This window comes from Arthrobacter sp. Bi26 (assembly GCF_918697925.1).
In the GTDB taxonomy this organism is placed as follows: Bacteria; Actinomycetota; Actinomycetes; order Actinomycetales; family Micrococcaceae; genus Arthrobacter.
This window is the reverse complement of the sequence record NZ_CAKKMF010000066.1, coordinates 12,575-28,421: the sequence shown is the minus strand read 5'-3', so window position 1 is coordinate 28,421 and position 15,847 is coordinate 12,575. Positions and strand designations below refer to the sequence as shown.

Below are 15,847 nucleotides of genomic sequence, written 5' to 3'. Positions count from 1 at the left end.
CCACTACAAGGGGGAGTGCGATGACGACGTCGGAGCGGCGGGTGCGGACGGTGCACACGCCGTCGGCGCGTTCGACGAGCTCGCCAAGGGCATCCGTCAGGCCGCCGTCGATCCGGTACCGGACCACAACGCGCGTGCCCAGCGGGGCGCCGGAGAGAAACTGCTGGGGCAAGGGCAAAGGCGAGCTCATCAGATCATAGTAAGACGCGGAGCATGTATGACGTTCCCGCTAGGTTCGCGGGAACAGGCTGGGAGATAATAGGCTCGGAAGTCAGAAACCCGGCGCTCAGGCCGGGAAACCATCCGGCCGTTCGCCGGAACCAACGTGGAGAGGCCAGGGACGTGACGTACGTAATCGCGCAGCCGTGTGTAGATGTCAAAGACAAGGCATGCATTGAGGAGTGCCCCGTCGATTGCATCTACGAGGGCGAGCGTTCCCTGTACATCCACCCCGACGAGTGCGTGGACTGCGGTGCCTGCGAGCCGGTCTGCCCCGTGGAGGCGATCTACTACGAGGACGACACCCCCGAAGAATGGGCTGACTACTACAAGGCCAACGTCGAGTTCTTCGACGAACTCGGTTCCCCGGGCGGCGCCGCGAAGGTCGGGAACACCCACACCGACCACCCCATGATCGCCGCCCTGCCGCCGCAGAACCAAGACAACTAGGACGGCGCTACGGTGACATCCGCGGTGCGCACCTTCGGCCTGAGCCTGCCCGACTACCCGTGGGAGGCCATGGCGCCGTATCTCGCCACGGCAGCCCGGCACGCGGAAGGAGCCGTCAACCTTTCCATCGGAACCCCGGTGGACCCGACGCCGGCCCTCATCCAGGACGCGCTGCGCGCCGCCGCGGACGCTGCCGGCTATCCCACCGTCCACGGGACGCCGGCCCTGCGGGAAGCCATCACCGGCTGGTTTGCGCGCCGTCGCGGCGTCCCCGGACTCGATCCGCAGGATGTGATGCCGACGGTGGGTTCCAAGGAACTCGTCGCGTGGCTGCCGTTCCTGCTCGGCCTGAGGCCGGGCGACGTCGTCGTCCGCCCCACGGTCGCGTACCCCACCTATGACATCGGTGCCACCTTCGCCGGTGCGGAGCAGATCGCCGCCGACGACCTCGACGAGCTCGACCCCGGCACCCGCGCCCGCGTGCGACTGGTCTGGGTCAATTCACCGGCCAACCCCACCGGCAGCGTCCGGGACATCGCATCGCTGCGACGGATCGTCCGGCAGGCGCGGGAGCTGGGCGCCGTCGTAGCGTCGGATGAATGCTACGCCGAACTCGGCTGGGGGGAGTGGGACGTCCAGTGCGGCGGCACCCCGGTCCCCAGCATCCTGGACCCGCAGGTCGCAGAGGGCTCCCACGAGGGCCTGCTTGCCGTCTATTCGCTGAGCAAACAGTCCAATGTGGCCGGCTACCGGGCGGCATTCGTCGCCGGTGATCCGGTGATCATGGCGAACCTGGTCAACAGCCGCAAGCACGCCGGGATGATCGTTCCCTATCCGGTCCAGGAAGCCATGCGGGTGGCCCTCGGCGACGACGCCCACGTCCAGGCCCAGAAGGACCTGTACAGGGGCCGGCGGGAACGGATCGTCCCGGCGCTGGAGGGTTTCGGTCTGGCGATCCGTGAGTCCAGTGCGGGCCTTTACCTGTGGGCCACCGCCGGCGAGGCGACGTGGGACACCGTGGGCCGCCTCGCGGACCGCGGAATCGTCGTCGGCCCCGGGGTTTTCTACGGCGACGCCGGAAGCGGGTTCATCCGGGTGGCGCTGACCGCCAGCGACGAGCGGATCGACGCCGCCGTCTCGAGGCTGGCCCCGGACGCGTAACAATGCTGTGACGCGTGCCACATGTGGCGTGTTTTCGGCGTTATGGACGCCTTACGGATTAGTACCACCCGCGAAGTGAAGGTACTTTTTAACTGACGATCAATGGTGGCTTTCCACAAGAAGGCAGCGCAGCCTTTGGAAATCCTGTCCGCACAGGATCCGCGGGCAGCTTCACCAGATGTTGGACCAGCTTTCGACAGAGGCCCCGATGCCTCATGAGGAGACTCCATGACTGAAACCACCAGCGCAACCCTGCGCCATGCCGGCGGCGAGCTCGAACTCCCGCGCATCAAGGTTGTAGAAGGAAACGAAGGCTACGACGTTTCCAAGCTGCTGAAGCAGACCGGCGCCGTCGCCTTCGACCCCGGTTTCATGAACACCGCAGCCACCACCTCGGCCATCACCTACATCGATGGTGACGCTGGCATCCTGCGGTACCGCGGCTACCCGATTGAGCAGTTGGCCCAGCACTCGAGCTTCCTGGAAGTCTCCTACCTGCTGATCTACGGCAACCTGCCGACCCCCACCGAGCTGGAATCCTTCGACCAGAGGATCCGCCACCACACGCTGCTGCACGAGGAGCTCAAGGGCTTCTTCAGCGGCTTCCCCCGTGACGCGCACCCGATGCCCGTATTGTCCTCGGCCGTGTCCGCGCTCTCGACGTTCTACCAGGACTCGCTGGATCCGTTCAACGCGGAACAGGTGGAAGTGTCCACCATCCGTCTCATGGCCAAGATGCCGGTCATCGCCGCCTACGCCCACAAGAAGTCGATCGGGCAGCCGATGCTGTACCCGGACAACTCGATGAACCTGGTGGAGAACTTCCTGCGCCTCAGCTTTGGCCTGCCGGCCGAGCAGTACGAGGTGGACCCGGTTATCGCCAAGGCCCTGGACCTGCTGCTGATCCTGCACGCTGACCACGAGCAGAACTGTTCCACGTCGACTGTCCGCCTGGTCGGCTCCTCGAACGCCAACCTGTTCGCGTCCGTCTCCGCCGGCATCAACGCCCTCTTCGGCCCCGCCCACGGTGGTGCCAACGAGGCAGTCCTGAAGATGCTGCGCCAGATCCAGGCCGACGGCATCAAGCCCGAGGACTACATGGAGAAGGTCAAGAACAAGGAGGACGGCGTCCGCCTCATGGGCTTCGGGCACCGTGTCTACAAGAACTATGACCCGCGCGCCAAGATCATCAAGGCCACCGCCCACGAGGTCCTCAGCAAGCTCGGCGGAAATGACGAGCTCCTGGACATCGCCATGCGCCTTGAAGAGAAGGCCCTGGGCGACGACTACTTCATCCAGCGCAAGCTCTACCCCAACGTGGACTTCTACACCGGCCTGATCTACAAGGCCATGGGCTTCCCCGAAAAGATGTTCACGGTGCTGTTCGCAATCGGACGCCTGCCGGGCTGGATCGCCCAGTGGCGCGAGATGATCAGCGACCCCAACACCAAGATCGGCCGCCCGCGCCAGCTCTACGTCGGCGAGCCGGAACGCAACTACCCGTCGCTGTAGCCCGCCCGCCTGCCACGGCAGGCACGGGACAGCAAGCACGACGCCGGCCGCGCACCTCCTTGAGGCGCGCGGCCGGTGTCTTTCTCAGGTTTCGCTGCGCCGCTGTGACCTGCACCACGTGCCCGGGGGCGCCGGTGTGCCCTCAGGCGGCGGCGGCACGGACGTGCTAAAAAAGACCAGTGCCTAAATTTGTCGACGCCGTAATCCGGCGCCAGGAAGTAGTTGACGCGGTCTTCAGGATCATCGCCGCGGATGGTCTTGAGCGGGCCTCCCTGCGGGAGGTCGCAGATGAAGCGCAGCTGGCCGTCGGCTCGGTGCGGCACTATTTCGCCAGCAGCGACGAGCTCCTGACCCACGCGTTCGCCGTGGTGGTAGACCGGATCGTCGGACGCCTCACGGACGCGGACTCCTTGCTGGGCGACCTGCTGCCAGGGTCGGCGGAGCACCAGGCTGCCCTCATGGCACTGCTGGGTGAGTTTCTTCCGGTGGACGAGGAACGGGCGGTCGACGCCTGCGTCTGGATGGCCTTCAAGAATGCGGCCCGGACCAAGCCGTTCCTGGCCGCCGAGGCCGACCGGAGCCATCGCGCGGTGGCAGCAGTCGTGGGCGGACTTATCCTGGGCCTGGCAGCCGGCGCGATCGACCCCAGCGCCACCGACGCCGATGGCCCCGCCAGAGTCGACCAGCAGGTGCTCGTCACCGAGGCGGAGCTGCTGCTGGCCGTCCTGGACGGTCTGACGATGCACGCCCTCCTGCAGCCCGAGTGGATGACGGCTTTGATGTGCAAGGACGTCCTCGAAGCCCATCTTGAGGGCCTGAACCGCAGGCTGTCGGCAGGGCAGCTTGCCGTTAACGCGTCATAACAACAGGAATAGACTGAGATAGTACGTCTTGCCAAGGGAGGCAATTGGATGCACCACACCGGCGGACCTGGCTGGCAGATCACGATGGATACTTCTGGTCCCATGCTGATTGCCCTTTACGTTCGTGACGCTGCCGGTCTGGACACTGCGGGGCACCCGGCGCTGTGCCACGCGGCCCCGAAGATCCGCGCCGCGGACCACTCTCATCTGATCGCCGAGGTTGGCGGCCCGGCGGCGCTCAAGACCGAATGGGAGGCCTGGTGGGAACAGCTGCTGAAGGCCTATCCGGAAATGTCCCCCGAGCTCTCCCCGCCTGGTTTCCGTGCCTTCGGCAATTCGCCGGCGCTCCGGCGCGTGCTGCAGGCCCACTTCGGGGCGGCCCTGACATGGGCCCGGGAACGCCGCGCGGAATACCTGGCCCTCGAGGCGGAGCGCGAAGCCAACGGCAACAACGAACTGCTGGCCGACATGGTGGAGGACCGCCTGCTTGACGTGGGACGCGCGTCAAAGGATTTCGGCCTGACGATCATCGAACTGCCGCTCGCGGAGCCGCGGGCCTGGTACCTGGAGCCCGACAAGATCATCATGAGCCGCGAGCTGTTGTCCCAGCCGGAGCTTTTCCGCAGCTACGTGCAGCCGGTGGTCGACCTACTGGTCTGAATTCGTGCAGCCCGCCGGGGCTCAGGCGCCGGGCGCGCCGGCGACGGTTACCCGGACCTGGCCGGCCGGGACTGAAGCCGGCTGCCAGCCGTCGCGGGACTGCCGGTTCCAGGCCCGGCCGTCGACCTCGACGTTGGTGATGGCGAGCTCCTTGGCGTTGGCCACTGCCCACTGCCCCACAGCCCAGGCCTGGGTCCCTTCGGCATCGACGAGCAGCGTCCGGCCGTTGGTGGACGTCTGGACGTCCCCAACCGCAGCGGTCAGCTCTGAGGTGACGGCAGCGGGATCCCCTGCGGTGTCGGCGGACCGCAGCGAGCAGTCCAGGCCTGCGGGGGTCTGGCCGCTCAGGGCGGAGGCGAACGCACGGGCCATCGGCTCATGCTGGGCATAGGCGTCCGGGTATGCCGAGCGTTGGACCTGCTGGGCGGCATCGGTGATCTCCAGCGACTCGTACCCGGAGATCTCGACGAGCGCATCGTAGAAAGCATTGCTGGCGTGGTAAGGGTCCATCACCTGCGCCGTGGTGCCCCAGCCCTGGGACGGCCGCTGCTGGAACAATCCGCGCGAGTCGGGGCCGGCCTGGTCGCCATGGCCGATGTTGCGCAGTTTGGATTCCTGCATCGAGGTGGCCAGCGCGATGCTGGCGGCCCGGGCGGGAAGCCCGCGCCGGACAGCGACGGCGGTGATGAGGGAAGCGTTGGCCGCCTGGTCGGTGGCGAGGTCATCGCCTCCGCTGCCCGCGGCCGTGCAGCGTTCGGTGATCAACGTTTCCGATCGCTGCAGGAACGCCACCGCGGTGTAGATCGCGCCGGCGACCATCGCTAGGGTCAGCAGAAGGACGATCCGGCGCCGCCAGCTCCCTCTTCGTGCCACGAACTTACTCCCTCAGGCCCTTGCGGGCTGCGTCTTCGGCTGCTTCATCGTTGGGGGTTGACCCCGCCGGGCGGTCTTCGCCGCCCGGCATACCGTACCAGCCGGTGCGGTCAGTTGGCGTGCAGGGCCTCGTTGAGCTCCACGGTCTGCCCCTTGCGGGGGAGGACCTCAACCTCGCCGGTGGTGGAATTGCGGCGGAAGAGCAGGTTCGGAACCCCGGAAAGCTCCACGGCCTTGACGATCCGGCTGGTGTCTTCACCGTCGGCGTCCTTGGGGCCGATCACACGCACACGGGTGCCGGCGGTGACGTAGAGCCCGGCTTCGACGACGGAGTCGTCGCCGATGCTGATGCCCACGCCGGAGTTGGCGCCGAGGAGGACCCGCTCGCCGAGGGCGATCTTTTCCTTGCCGCCGCCGGAGAGGGTTCCCATGATCGAGGCCCCGCCGCCGACGTCGGACCCGTCACCGGCGACGACGCCGGCCGAGATCCGGCCCTCCACCATGGAGGTGCCCAGCGTTCCGGCATTGAAGTTCACGAAGCCCTCGTGCATGACGGTGGTGCCTTCGGCCAGGTGCGCACCCAGCCGGACCCGGTCGGCGTCGGCGATCCGGACGCCGGAGGGAACCACGTAGTCCACCATGCGCGGGAATTTGTCCACACCGAAGACGGTGACGGCGCCGCGCTTGCGCAGGCGCGCCCGGGTCAGTTCGAAGTCCTCCACGGCGGCGGGGCCGAAGTTGGTCCACACCACGTTGGGGAGCTTGCCGAAAATGCCGTCGAGGTTGATGCTGTTGGGCTGGACGAGCCGGTGGGAGAGCAGGTGCAGGCGAAGGTAGGCGTCCGCCGTGTCCGCGGGTGCTTCGTCCAGGTTGATCTGGGCGAAGACAACCTTCTGCTCGGTGCCCCGGTCCGGGTCGATGCCGCCGGCGGCGATGTCGATCAGCGACTGGTCCGCGTTCTCGAGCTCGCGCAGGTGCTCCTCCGCGATTCCGAGCGCGGGCGCCGGGAACCATACGTCCAGCACGGTGGCATCACCGTTGCGGGTGGACACGGTGGCCACGCCGTAGCCGAAGGCGGAGCGGGCGTCGGTGGGCACAGCGGAAGCAGCAGTCTCAGTCATGGCCCAAGTCTAACGAGAGGGCCCGCGGGCGCTGAAACGTGAGACGCCCAAGTGACAGGAGACGCTCGCCACCTATGCATGGGGACGGCACCTGTTGCGGCCCCGCGGGAAGGCGAACAGATAAAGTGGGACGGTGACCCCCACGAACCCGCGCACCCCTGCCACTGCCAGCGTCCCTGTCCGCACTCCGGTCCACTTGGACCTCCGCCAGGACGTAGCCCTGCTCACAGCCGCCCTGATTGACATCAACAGCGTCTCCGGCAACGAAAAGGTCCTGGCAGACGCCGTGGAACATGCCCTGCGCCTGCTGCCGCAGCTGGAGCTGGTCCGCGACGGCGATTCGATCATCGCCCGCACCAACCTCGGCCGCACCGAGCGCGTCATCCTTGCCGGGCACCTGGACACCGTGCCGCTCCCCATCACCGAGGGCTCGCTCGGGACCGTGCCGGCGTACTGGCCCTCCGGGGCCCCGGGGGAGGGGATCCTCTACGGCCGCGGCGCCACCGACATGAAGGGCGGCGTCGCCGTGCAGCTGGCGCTGGCCGCCACCATGTTCGACGCCGGGGCGGCGCCGGACAAGGACGTCACGTTCGTCTTCTACGACCACGAGGAAGTCGAGGCCGTGAAGAGCGGCCTCGGCCGGCTGGTGCGCAATCACGGATCCCTGCTCGGCGGCGACTTCGCGATCCTGCTCGAGCCAACCGACGGGACGGTGGAGGGCGGCTGCAACGGCACCAGCCGCTTCGAGGTGACCATGCGCGGCGAGGCTGCCCACTCGGCCCGGGCCTGGATGGGCAGCAACGCCATCCACGCCACGGCCCCGATCCTGGCCCGGCTGGCGGCGTATGAGCCGCAGACCGTGACGGTTGACGGCCTGGACTACCGCGAAAGCCTCAACGCCGTGAAGATTAACGGCGGCACGGCCGGCAACGTCATTCCGGACAAGTGCGTGGTGGAAATCAACTACCGCTTCGCGCCGGACAAGACCCCGGACGGGGCCGAGGCCGTCGTGCGCGAACTGCTGGACGGATTCGACGTCGTGCGCACCGACAGCGCCGCCGGGGCGCGGCCGGGACTGCACCACCCCGCCGCCGCGTCGTTCGTCGTCGCCGTGGGCGCGGAGCCGAAGCCCAAGTACGGCTGGACCGACGTCGCACGGTTCAGTGAGCTCGGCATTCCCGCGGTGAACTTCGGACCCGGCGACGCGCTGCTGGCGCACAAGGACAACGAACACGTCGAGGCAGACGCCATCAGGGAATGCCTGCGGGCGCTGCGGATCTGGCTCGGCGCCTAGCAGCGCACAGCGCAAGCCAAGCACGCACGAACGGGGCAACGGCACGCAGGAAGCCCGCAACGCACAAAGGGTCCGGAACCTCCGAGAGGTTCCGGACCCTTTGTGGGTGGACGGGCTTTACTTGGCCGCAGGGATCCCGGCGACCGGCACGTGCGCCACGCCGCCGGCGGCCCGCTTGGAGCCGCGGCGTTCGAGCCAGATGGCCAGGCGGGAGACCGCCAGGTCGATCGCGATGTAAATGGCCGCGGCCACGAAGAACACCGGGAACAAGTACTGCGGGCCCAGGAAGTCGGCCATGACCTGCACGGCCCGGAGCAGCTCGCCGTAGGCGACGATGTAGCCGAGCGAGGTGTCCTTCAGCAGCACCACGAGCTGCGCGACCAGCGAGGGCAGCATGCGCCGAATGGCCTGCGGCAGCTCGATGGTCAGCCGGCACTGGAAACTGGTGAGGCCGATCGCCAGGCCGGCCTCACGCTGGCCCTTGGGCAGCGACTGGACGCCGGCACGGATGATCTCGGCGAAAATCGCCGAGTTGTAAAGGACCAGGCCGGCGACCACGGCGATGAATGAGCTGGTGGCAAAGACGAGCAGCACGAACAGCATCATGAGCACCACGGGCATGCCGCGCAGGAATTCCAGCACGATCCGGGTGGGCACCCTGACCCAGGCGTTGTCCGAGATGCGCAGCAGGCACAGGAGCAGGCCCAGCGGGAAGGCAATCACGGCCGCCACCGCCGCGGCGGCGAGCGTGGCGCCGATGCCGGCGGCGATCAGGGCCCAGACCTCGGGGAGCTGGAAGACCGCCCAGCGTTTGGGGTCGAAGATTCCCTGCTGGGCGAGGGTCATGACTGCCAGGACGAGCAGGCCGCCGATCACGATCACGCCGATGATGGAACCGATCAGCGAAATCCGACGGGCTTTGGGGCCGGGGACGTCATAGAGAACAGAGCTCATCGTGCGATCGCCACCTTTCGTTCAACGACGCTGGCGAGGTAGCCCAGCGGGATGGTTATCAGCAGGTAGAAGAATGCGACGCCGACCAGAACCCACATCACGGCGTCGCCGTTGGCGTTGGCCAGCTGCTTGCCCTGGCCGAAGAGTTCCAGCACATAGAACGCGCCGGCCACAGAGGAGTTCTTGACCAGGGCGATCAGAATGTTGATCAGCGGCGGGATCACGGTGCGCAGGGCCTGCGGCAGGATGATCAGGGAGAGCACCTGGCTGAAGTTCATACCGATGCTGCGGGCGGCCTCCGCCTGGCCCACCGGGACACTGTTGACGCCGGAGCGCACGGCCTCGGCGATGAAGGCCGAGGTGTAGGCGCTCAGGGCGATGATGGCGGCGACCTCGAACTGTTGGAACGTGACGCCGAGGCGGGGCAGAACCACCGCCGCGAAGAAGAACGCGATGGTCAGCGGCGTGTTCCGGACGATCTCGACGTACGTCATGCTGAAGCCGCGCAGCGCGGCGACGGGCGAGACGCGGGCGGCCGCCAGTACGGTGCCGAAGACCAAGGCGATAATTCCCGAGACCACGGACAAGAAGAGGGTTCGGAGAAAACCGTCCCAATACTGGGGGAGGTTTTCAATGATGACGTCCATAAGTTCCTTCAGCTGCGTTGAGGGGATTCCAGGCGAAAGACGGGAGTGGCGGCCGCCGGGCTGCGATGGATCCGCAGGCCCGGCAACCGCCACAGCCGACTAGTAGCGGTCGATCGTGGGAAGCGCGGGCGCGGTCTTGATGACGGTACCGGCGGTGTCCTCCCAGGCCTTCTTGTAGGACCCGTCCTTGTCGAAGGCCTCCAGCTGGTCATTGATCCACATGCGGAACGCGGTGTCGTCCTTCTTCAGGCCAATGCCGTACGGCTCCTTGGTGAAGGTCTGATCCGATGCCAGCTTGAAGGCGTCCGGTTCCTTGGACACGAAACCGGCAAGGATGACGTTGTCGGTGGTGACCGCTTCAACCTGCTTGTTCCGCAGCGGCTCCAGGCAGGCGGAGTACGTTGCGGCCGGCACCAGCACTGCTCCGTACTTCTCGACGATCGTCGAGGCCGGGGTGGAACCGGTCACGGAGCAGACGTTCTTGCCCTTGACGTCCTCGGGCTTGGTGATGGAATTGTTGTCCTTGTTCACCATGAGGGCCTGTCCGGCCTCGTAATACGGTCCGCCGAAGTCGACTTCGGCCTTGCGCTTGTCGTTGATGGTGTAGGTGGCGACGATCATGTCCACCTTGCCCTGCTTGATGAATTGCTCGCGGTTGGCGGAGACAGTTTCAACCCACTCGATCTTGTCGGCGGGGATGCCCAGCTTGGCGGCCACCAGCTTGCCGATTTCGACGTCGAAGCCGATCGGCTTGCCGTCAAGGCCCTTCTGGCCGAAGAGCGGCTGGTCGAACTTGGTACCGATGGTGATCTTGCCCGCGGATGCAAGCTTGGCCATGGTGGAATCGGCGGCAAAGCTCGGCTTCTCGGCTACGGGCGGGTTGGTGGTCGTGGAGGAGCTGCCGCCACAGGCGCTCAGGCTGAGCGCCAGTGCTGCGGAAGCGGCAACCAGAAGGGATTTCCTTCGGGTCAAAAATGCCTTCATGACATTCCTTTCATTGGGCGGCCGCCGTCCGGCGGCCAGGGTGCGAACTCGTAGTCGGTCAGTGTGTCAGCAGCTTGGACAGGAAATCCTTGGCCCGGTTGCTCTTGGGGTTGTTGAAGAACTCCTCCGGGGTCGCGTCCTCGACGATCTGGCCGTCGGCCATAAACACGACGCGGTCGGCCGCCTTGCGGGCGAAGCCCATCTCGTGGGTGACCACGATCATGGTCATGCCTTCCTTGGCGAGCTGGACCATGACGTCCAGGACCTCGTTGATCATTTCCGGGTCGAGGGCCGAGGTGGGCTCATCGAAGAGCATCACCTTTGGCTTCATGGCCAGGGCGCGGGCGATGGCCACACGCTGCTGCTGGCCACCGGAGAGCTGGGCCGGAAGCTTGGGGGCCTGCTGCCCGACGCCGACGCGCTCCAGCAGTGCCATGGCGTCCTTGTCGGCCTCGCCCTTGGGGACGCCCTTGACCTTGATGGGGCCGAGGGTGATGTTTTCCAGGATGGTCTTGTGGGCGAACAGGTTGAAGGACTGGAAGACCATGCCGACGTCGGCGCGCAGCTTCGCCAGTTCCTTGCCCTCCGCGGGCAGTTCCTTGCCATCGATCTTGATGTCGCCGTCGTCGATGGTCTCGAGGCGGTTGATGGCTCGGCAGAGCGTCGACTTGCCGGAACCCGACGGGCCGATAACAACAACAACCTCACCCTTGCGGACGTTCAGGTTGATGTCCTTCAGGACGTGCAACTGGCCGTAATGCTTGTTCACGGCCTTCAGGGAGACGAGAGCATCGCCGGGCACTTGAGTAGTCATAGAACGAATCTAGCGAAGATTGACGCAATATGACCGCAATCACTCTGTTTAGTGCAGATCGTGATTCAAGAGATACCTGCACGTCAGCGTCCCCTGAGGGGCCGCCGCCGGGCTCCCGCCCCGGTCCCCGGCGGCCGCCTGCGGCCGCTCCCGCGTCGACGCGCCGACGCGGCGTCGGCCCAGTTCCGCGCTAGCCTATGGGCATGAGTACCGATCCGCAGCACGGCCCCAAGCAAAACGCAGAACAGCAGCCCGCCGGAAAGCCGGCCCGCGAGGCCCGCACCACCCCGGCGCCCAACGGTATCCGCCACAAGGGCCCGCTTGAGCTGCGCCGCAAGGCCGCGAAGGTCACGATGTCCGATCAGACCTTGCTGGACACCAAGGGGCCGGGCCAGTTCATCCACACCGACCCCTGGCGCGTCCTGCGGATCCAGAGTGAGTTCGTGGAAGGATTCGGCGCCTTGGCCGATCTCGGCCCGGCGGTCAGCGTCTTCGGCTCCGCCCGCACCGTGCCGGGGAGCCGGAACTACGAGCTCGGCGTCGAGGTCGGACGCCGGTTGGCCGAGGCCGGACTGGCCGTGATCACGGGCGGCGGACCCGGGTCGATGGAGGCCGCGAACAAGGGCGCCGTGCAGGGCAATGGCGTCTCCGTGGGACTCGGGATCGAACTGCCCTTCGAGCAGGGCATGAACCAGTGGGTGGACCTGGGCATCAACTTCCGGTACTTCTTCGCCCGCAAGACCATGTTCGTCAAGTATGCCCAGGGCTTCATCGTGCTCCCCGGCGGCCTCGGCACCCTGGATGAGCTCTTCGAAGCCATGGTCCTGGTCCAAACCCGCAAGGTCACCTCCTTCCCGATCGTGCTGCTGGGAACCGCTTTCTGGAGCCCTATGCTCGCGTGGGTCCGGGACACACTGGTCGCGGAGGGGATGGTTTCGGCCGAAGACCTGGACCTCGTGCAGGTGGTGGATGACCCCGCGCTGGCCGTCGAGCTGGTCGTGGAGGGCGCCGCCCGACACCGGAACCCGAACAGCGGCTCCACCAACGGCGGCGGCACCGTGAGCACCAAGGGAAACGGCTAAGGAACGCGGGGCTGACCCGTCCGGCCGCCGGCGTCTGGCACGATGGTCTAGTGAGTCTCTTCCTGGTCTTCCTGGCGATTGTGCTGATCGGCGTCGCCGTCCTCCTGGGCACCGGCCTGGCGCCGAAAATCTTCCGCCGACACCGGGACGGCGGTGCCGGCGATTCCTTTGACGACGGTTTCGACGAGCCGGTCGCCTCCCTGCCGCCGGTGCTGCTCCCCGAGAGCGCGGCCGCGGCGGACATCGACCGTCTGCGCTTCGCCGTCGGACTCCGCGGGTACCGGATGGACCAGGTGGATCAGGTCCTCGATGATCTGCGGGACCAGATCATCGCCAAGGACCAGAAGATCGAGGCCCTCGGGGAGGAACTGGAACGCCTCCGTCCGCCGACCGAAGAGCGTCCGTGAGCCACGTGGAAGACCCGGAGACTGTCGCCGAGCCTGAGGCCCTGAAACCGCAGGGATTGAACGCGGCGCTGTGGAGCCGCATCGCGGCCGCGGGCGCCCGTATGGCGCGGTGGCCGTGGTGGGTGCAGGTCGCCGGCCTGTACATCGCCGCCCGGCTGGTCAGCGCCTGCATCTTCATGGCTGCCGCCCTGCACCAGGGCGTGAATCCGTGGTTTCCCGCCAAGCCCGACTATTGGAACTTCATCAATATCTGGGACGCCCGCTGGTATGCCGAAGCGCTCCAGGCAGGGTATCCGGCGCTTCTGCCGACCGACGACGCCGGCACCGTCCAGGAGAACACGTGGGCCTTCTACCCCCTGTTTCCCGTGCTGGGCCGGGTGGTTTCCGGGCTCACAGGCACGGGTCCGGCGTGGTCGCTGACGGCCATTGCCCTGGTCTCCGGGATAGGCGCAGCCCTCGTGGCGTACAGGATTTTCCGGCACCGGGCCACGCACCGCTCAGCGCTCTGGGGGACCGTGTTCCTGGCGACTTTCCCGGTGGCGCCGGTCCTGCAGGTGCCTTACGCCGAATCCCTCAACCTGCTGCTGCTAGGCGCCGCGCTGCTGCTCGTCATGGAGCGCCGGTACCTGTGGGCCATGCCCGTCGTGGTCCTGATGTGCCTTTCCCGGCCAACCGGGGTTCCATTTGCCGTGATGCTGGGGCTGTTGTTGCTCTACCGCTTCTGGCAGCGCCTCGCGGCGCCACGCCTCACTGCGCAGGGCTTCGCCACGCAGGGCCCCACTGCGCAGGGTCTCACAACGCAGCGCCCGGACGGCGTTGCCGTCCCCAGCAACCCGGAGCTCTGGTCCCTGGCCGGCCTCACCGCCGTCAGCGGCATTGGCGCGCTGCTGTGGCCGGCCATCGCCTGGGCCGCGACCGGCGATCCGGGCGCCTACACCAAGACCGAAACCGCATGGCGCGGCGATGACCTGGTGCCGTTCAAGCCGTGGTTCGACGCCGGCATCATGCTGTTCGGGCCGACGCTCGGCGTGCTGGCACCCTTCGTGTTCGTTGCCGCGTTCACCCTGTTGATGATGTCCCGGCCCGTGGCCGCCCTTGGCACTGAACTGAGGCTCTGGTGCTGCTGCTACATGGGGTACCTGCTGGTCTTCCTGCACCCCCAGACCAGCACGTTCAGGATGCTGCTGCCGCTGTTCCCGCTCGCCCTCAGCGCCGCCCTTCTCTCGCGTTCCCGCGCCTACCGCGGTGCCGTGGTGGTCATGTTCGTGCTGTTGCAGATCGTGTGGATTGTGTGGCTGTGGGCGTGGGCGCAGCTGCCGGGCGGAGGGGACTATCCGCCGTGACGCACAGCACCATTTCGCGGTGCCGGACCGGCGTGGCGGGACGCGCTGGAAAGTCCAACGATTAGCTACGTGCGCATTGTTACGCGATAATAGAGGGTAAGCAAGGACAGAAGCACACTGAATAAAAGCAGACTGAGTATTCGGAAGCGATCTATTTGTGAGTTTGCCTGTCACGGCGGCCTGGAGGGCTGCCGGGCGGCTTGATTGGCCAAGCGGACGCAGCCCGGCCGGGCTGGTATGTCAGGGACTAATGGAGGGGATATTCCTTATGGCGGCAATGAAACCACGCACCGGCGACGGCCCAATGGAAGTGACGAAAGAGGGACGAAGCCTGATCATGCGTGTTCCGCTCGAAGGCGGGGGGCGGCTTGTAGTCGAACTCAATGCCGCTGAGGCGACAAACCTCAAGGAATGCCTCGTCGGCGTCACCGAATAGCGTCACGCCAAGAGCTTCGCAAAAGGGCGGGGTCCCGGCCAACAGGCTGCGGACCCCGCCCTTTTCTGTCTGCGCTTGACCTCTGCGTCGTGGCGGCGACTCTTTGGCTGCTGTTTCTTGGGCTGCTACTTCTTGACGGCGATCAGCAGGCCGTCGCCGGTGGGCAGCATCGCGGAGGCAAGGCGGTCGTCGTCGCGGATGGACTTGCCGATCTGGCGCAGCACCACCGTGGTGGCTTCCCGGGCGGCCGGATTCGCGACGCGGTCCTTGTCGAGGGCATCGTTGACGATCAGCAGGCCGCCGGACTTGAGCAGCCGCACGGCCTGTTCCACGTAACTGGGGTAGCTCGGTTTGTCGGCGTCGATGAACACAAGGTCGTAGGCCCCGTCCGTAAGGCGGGGCAGGACATCGCCGGCCCGGCCCGAAATGGTGCGGGTGCGGTTGGCGGGGCTGCCTGCTTCCTGGAACGCTTCGCGGGCGGCCTTGAGGTGTTCGACGTCGACGTCGATGGTGGTCAGGACAGCCTGCGGGCCCAGCCCGCGCAGGATGCACACGCCGGACACTCCCGCGCCGGTGCCGATCTCCACCGCGGTCTGTGCCTTGGACGCCGCCGCCAGCACAGTCAGCACGGCGCCCACGCCGGGACCGATCGGGGTCACGCCAAGCTCGAAAGACCGTTCGCGCGCGTGCAACAGGACCTCATCCTCGGCAGGCAGATCTTCTGCGTAGGACCAGCTCGTGGACTTATCGGCGCTCATGGGATATCGCTTTCTGGGCGGCAGGGGAGTGTTCACTACAGCGTACTGTGTCCGGCGGGACGGGACAGGGAGGCGCCAGCACCGTGGCCCCGGCAGGAGGGGAGCAGTTCTGCCTTCGGCGGAAGACCGCGATGGATCAGGAAATTCCCAGCTTATTTTGAAATGATGGGTATCCGCTCATCCGCGTGGTGATCGGCGTCGAATGAAGGGTGCAGGAACCTGTGCGAGCAGGCACAATTCAGGCGTAGGTACCATCCATGAGGGGAGCG

At 66.5% G+C, this 15,847-nt stretch carries 18 protein-coding genes; 10 read left to right on the top strand and 8 right to left on the bottom strand.

All coding sequences use genetic code 11. The annotated features are described in order from the left end of the window. On the bottom strand, nucleotides 1-190 hold a 190-nt coding region (locus tag LQV16_RS16690; RefSeq protein ID WP_229995013.1), incomplete at its 3' end, for a hypothetical protein. A gap of 152 nt (nucleotides 191-342) precedes the next feature. Here LQV16_RS16690 and fdxA point away from each other — a divergent pair. The 5 genes from fdxA (at nucleotide 343) to LQV16_RS16665 (ending at nucleotide 4,865) form a co-directional block, all read left to right on the top strand. After that, nucleotides 343-669, top strand: coding sequence for a ferredoxin (gene fdxA / locus LQV16_RS16685; protein WP_026266493.1), 327 nt, complete (start codon nucleotides 343-345; stop codon nucleotides 667-669). 12 nt (nucleotides 670-681) lie between these two features. Continuing rightward, nucleotides 682-1,830, top strand: coding sequence for a succinyldiaminopimelate transaminase (gene dapC / locus LQV16_RS16680; protein WP_290369386.1), 1,149 nt, complete (start codon nucleotides 682-684; stop codon nucleotides 1,828-1,830). A gap of 228 nt (nucleotides 1,831-2,058) precedes the next feature. Continuing rightward, nucleotides 2,059-3,342 (top strand): citrate synthase, encoded by a 1,284-nt coding sequence (locus LQV16_RS16675; RefSeq protein WP_028275687.1) that lies wholly within the window; start codon nucleotides 2,059-2,061, stop codon nucleotides 3,340-3,342. A 179-nt stretch (nucleotides 3,343-3,521) separates the two neighbouring features. Continuing rightward, nucleotides 3,522-4,205: a TetR family transcriptional regulator C-terminal domain-containing protein gene (locus tag LQV16_RS16670; protein WP_229995012.1), complete on the top strand. Its 684-nt coding sequence runs from the start codon at nucleotides 3,522-3,524 to the stop codon at nucleotides 4,203-4,205. A gap of 48 nt (nucleotides 4,206-4,253) precedes the next feature. Next, a complete protein-coding gene (locus LQV16_RS16665) occupies nucleotides 4,254-4,865 on the top strand; it encodes a hypothetical protein (protein WP_229995011.1) in 612 nt (203 codons plus the stop codon). 21 nt (nucleotides 4,866-4,886) lie between these two features. Here LQV16_RS16665 and LQV16_RS16660 read toward each other — a convergent pair whose 3' ends face one another. Together LQV16_RS16660 and dapD are read right to left on the bottom strand one after the other, a co-directional pair. Further along, nucleotides 4,887-5,684, bottom strand: a complete 798-nt coding sequence (locus LQV16_RS16660) for a hypothetical protein (protein ID WP_229995017.1) — start codon at nucleotides 5,682-5,684, stop codon at nucleotides 4,887-4,889. A gap of 164 nt (nucleotides 5,685-5,848) precedes the next feature. Beyond that, a complete protein-coding gene (gene dapD, locus LQV16_RS16655) occupies nucleotides 5,849-6,859 on the bottom strand; it encodes a 2,3,4,5-tetrahydropyridine-2,6-dicarboxylate N-succinyltransferase (protein ID WP_229995010.1) in 1,011 nt (336 codons plus the stop codon). 196 nt (nucleotides 6,860-7,055) lie between these two features. On the opposite strand from dapD, the gene dapE reads away from it, so the two are divergent. Continuing rightward, nucleotides 7,056-8,153 (top strand): succinyl-diaminopimelate desuccinylase, encoded by a 1,098-nt coding sequence (gene dapE / locus LQV16_RS16650; protein ID WP_229995016.1) that lies wholly within the window; start codon nucleotides 7,056-7,058, stop codon nucleotides 8,151-8,153. Between the two features lie 117 nt (nucleotides 8,154-8,270). Here dapE and LQV16_RS16645 read toward each other — a convergent pair whose 3' ends face one another. The 4 genes from LQV16_RS16645 to LQV16_RS16630 all read right to left on the bottom strand — a co-directional run bounded on the left by LQV16_RS16645 (nucleotide 8,271) and on the right by LQV16_RS16630 (nucleotide 11,552). Next, entirely contained in the window at nucleotides 8,271-9,107 is an 837-nt protein-coding gene (locus LQV16_RS16645) for an amino acid ABC transporter permease (RefSeq protein WP_229995009.1), read from the bottom strand. Next, the gene (locus tag LQV16_RS16640; RefSeq protein ID WP_229995008.1) at nucleotides 9,104-9,754 is read right to left on the bottom strand and encodes an amino acid ABC transporter permease; all 651 of its coding nucleotides are present in this window, start codon (nucleotides 9,752-9,754) and stop codon (nucleotides 9,104-9,106) included. The genes LQV16_RS16645 and LQV16_RS16640 overlap by 4 nt, the downstream gene beginning before the upstream one ends. A 99-nt stretch (nucleotides 9,755-9,853) precedes the next feature. Continuing rightward, a complete protein-coding gene (locus LQV16_RS16635; RefSeq protein WP_229995007.1) occupies nucleotides 9,854-10,738 on the bottom strand; it encodes a glutamate ABC transporter substrate-binding protein in 885 nt (294 codons plus the stop codon). A gap of 58 nt (nucleotides 10,739-10,796) precedes the next feature. Continuing rightward, entirely contained in the window at nucleotides 10,797-11,552 is a 756-nt protein-coding gene (locus LQV16_RS16630; RefSeq protein WP_229995006.1) for an amino acid ABC transporter ATP-binding protein, read from the bottom strand. 197 nt (nucleotides 11,553-11,749) lie between these two features. On the opposite strand from LQV16_RS16630, the gene LQV16_RS16625 reads away from it, so the two are divergent. The 4 genes from LQV16_RS16625 (at nucleotide 11,750) to LQV16_RS16610 (ending at nucleotide 14,820) form a co-directional block, all read left to right on the top strand. Next, nucleotides 11,750-12,634 (top strand): TIGR00730 family Rossman fold protein, encoded by an 885-nt coding sequence (locus LQV16_RS16625; RefSeq protein WP_229995005.1) that lies wholly within the window; start codon nucleotides 11,750-11,752, stop codon nucleotides 12,632-12,634. A 50-nt stretch (nucleotides 12,635-12,684) separates the two neighbouring features. Continuing rightward, nucleotides 12,685-13,041 (top strand): DivIVA domain-containing protein, encoded by a 357-nt coding sequence (locus LQV16_RS16620; protein ID WP_229995004.1) that lies wholly within the window; start codon nucleotides 12,685-12,687, stop codon nucleotides 13,039-13,041. Further along, a complete protein-coding gene (locus LQV16_RS16615) occupies nucleotides 13,038-14,384 on the top strand; it encodes a hypothetical protein (RefSeq protein WP_356815796.1) in 1,347 nt (448 codons plus the stop codon). Before LQV16_RS16620 ends, LQV16_RS16615 begins: the two co-directional genes overlap by 4 nt. Nucleotides 14,385-14,652: 268 nt before the next feature. Then, nucleotides 14,653-14,820 carry a DUF3117 domain-containing protein gene (locus LQV16_RS16610; protein ID WP_079550332.1) on the top strand — a complete coding sequence of 56 codons (168 nt, stop codon included), beginning with the start codon at nucleotides 14,653-14,655 and terminating at the stop codon, nucleotides 14,818-14,820. A 125-nt stretch (nucleotides 14,821-14,945) separates the two neighbouring features. On the opposite strand, the gene LQV16_RS16605 is transcribed toward LQV16_RS16610, so the two are convergent. Continuing rightward, entirely contained in the window at nucleotides 14,946-15,578 is a 633-nt protein-coding gene (locus LQV16_RS16605) for an O-methyltransferase (RefSeq protein ID WP_229995003.1), read from the bottom strand. Nucleotides 15,579-15,847: the final 269 nt, after the last annotated feature.

Coding starts and splice junctions, on each gene's coding strand:
- LQV16_RS16675 (WP_028275687.1), top strand. CDS start 2,059: ATGACTGAAACCACCAGCGCAACCCTGCGCCATGCCGGCGGCGAGCTC.
- dapD (WP_229995010.1), bottom strand. CDS start 6,859: ATGACTGAGACTGCTGCTTCCGCTGTGCCCACCGACGCCCGCTCCGCC.
- LQV16_RS16640 (WP_229995008.1), bottom strand. CDS start 9,754: ATGGACGTCATCATTGAAAACCTCCCCCAGTATTGGGACGGTTTTCTC.
- LQV16_RS16625 (WP_229995005.1), top strand. CDS start 11,750: ATGGGCATGAGTACCGATCCGCAGCACGGCCCCAAGCAAAACGCAGAA.
- LQV16_RS16635 (WP_229995007.1), bottom strand. CDS start 10,738: ATGAAGGCATTTTTGACCCGAAGGAAATCCCTTCTGGTTGCCGCTTCC.
- LQV16_RS16645 (WP_229995009.1), bottom strand. CDS start 9,107: ATGAGCTCTGTTCTCTATGACGTCCCCGGCCCCAAAGCCCGTCGGATT.
- LQV16_RS16630 (WP_229995006.1), bottom strand. CDS start 11,552: ATGACTACTCAAGTGCCCGGCGATGCTCTCGTCTCCCTGAAGGCCGTG.
- LQV16_RS16660 (WP_229995017.1), bottom strand. CDS start 5,684: ATGGTCGCCGGCGCGATCTACACCGCGGTGGCGTTCCTGCAGCGATCG.
- LQV16_RS16605 (WP_229995003.1), bottom strand. CDS start 15,578: ATGAGCGCCGATAAGTCCACGAGCTGGTCCTACGCAGAAGATCTGCCT.
- LQV16_RS16610 (WP_079550332.1), top strand. CDS start 14,653: ATGGCGGCAATGAAACCACGCACCGGCGACGGCCCAATGGAAGTGACG.
- LQV16_RS16665 (WP_229995011.1), top strand. CDS start 4,254: ATGCACCACACCGGCGGACCTGGCTGGCAGATCACGATGGATACTTCT.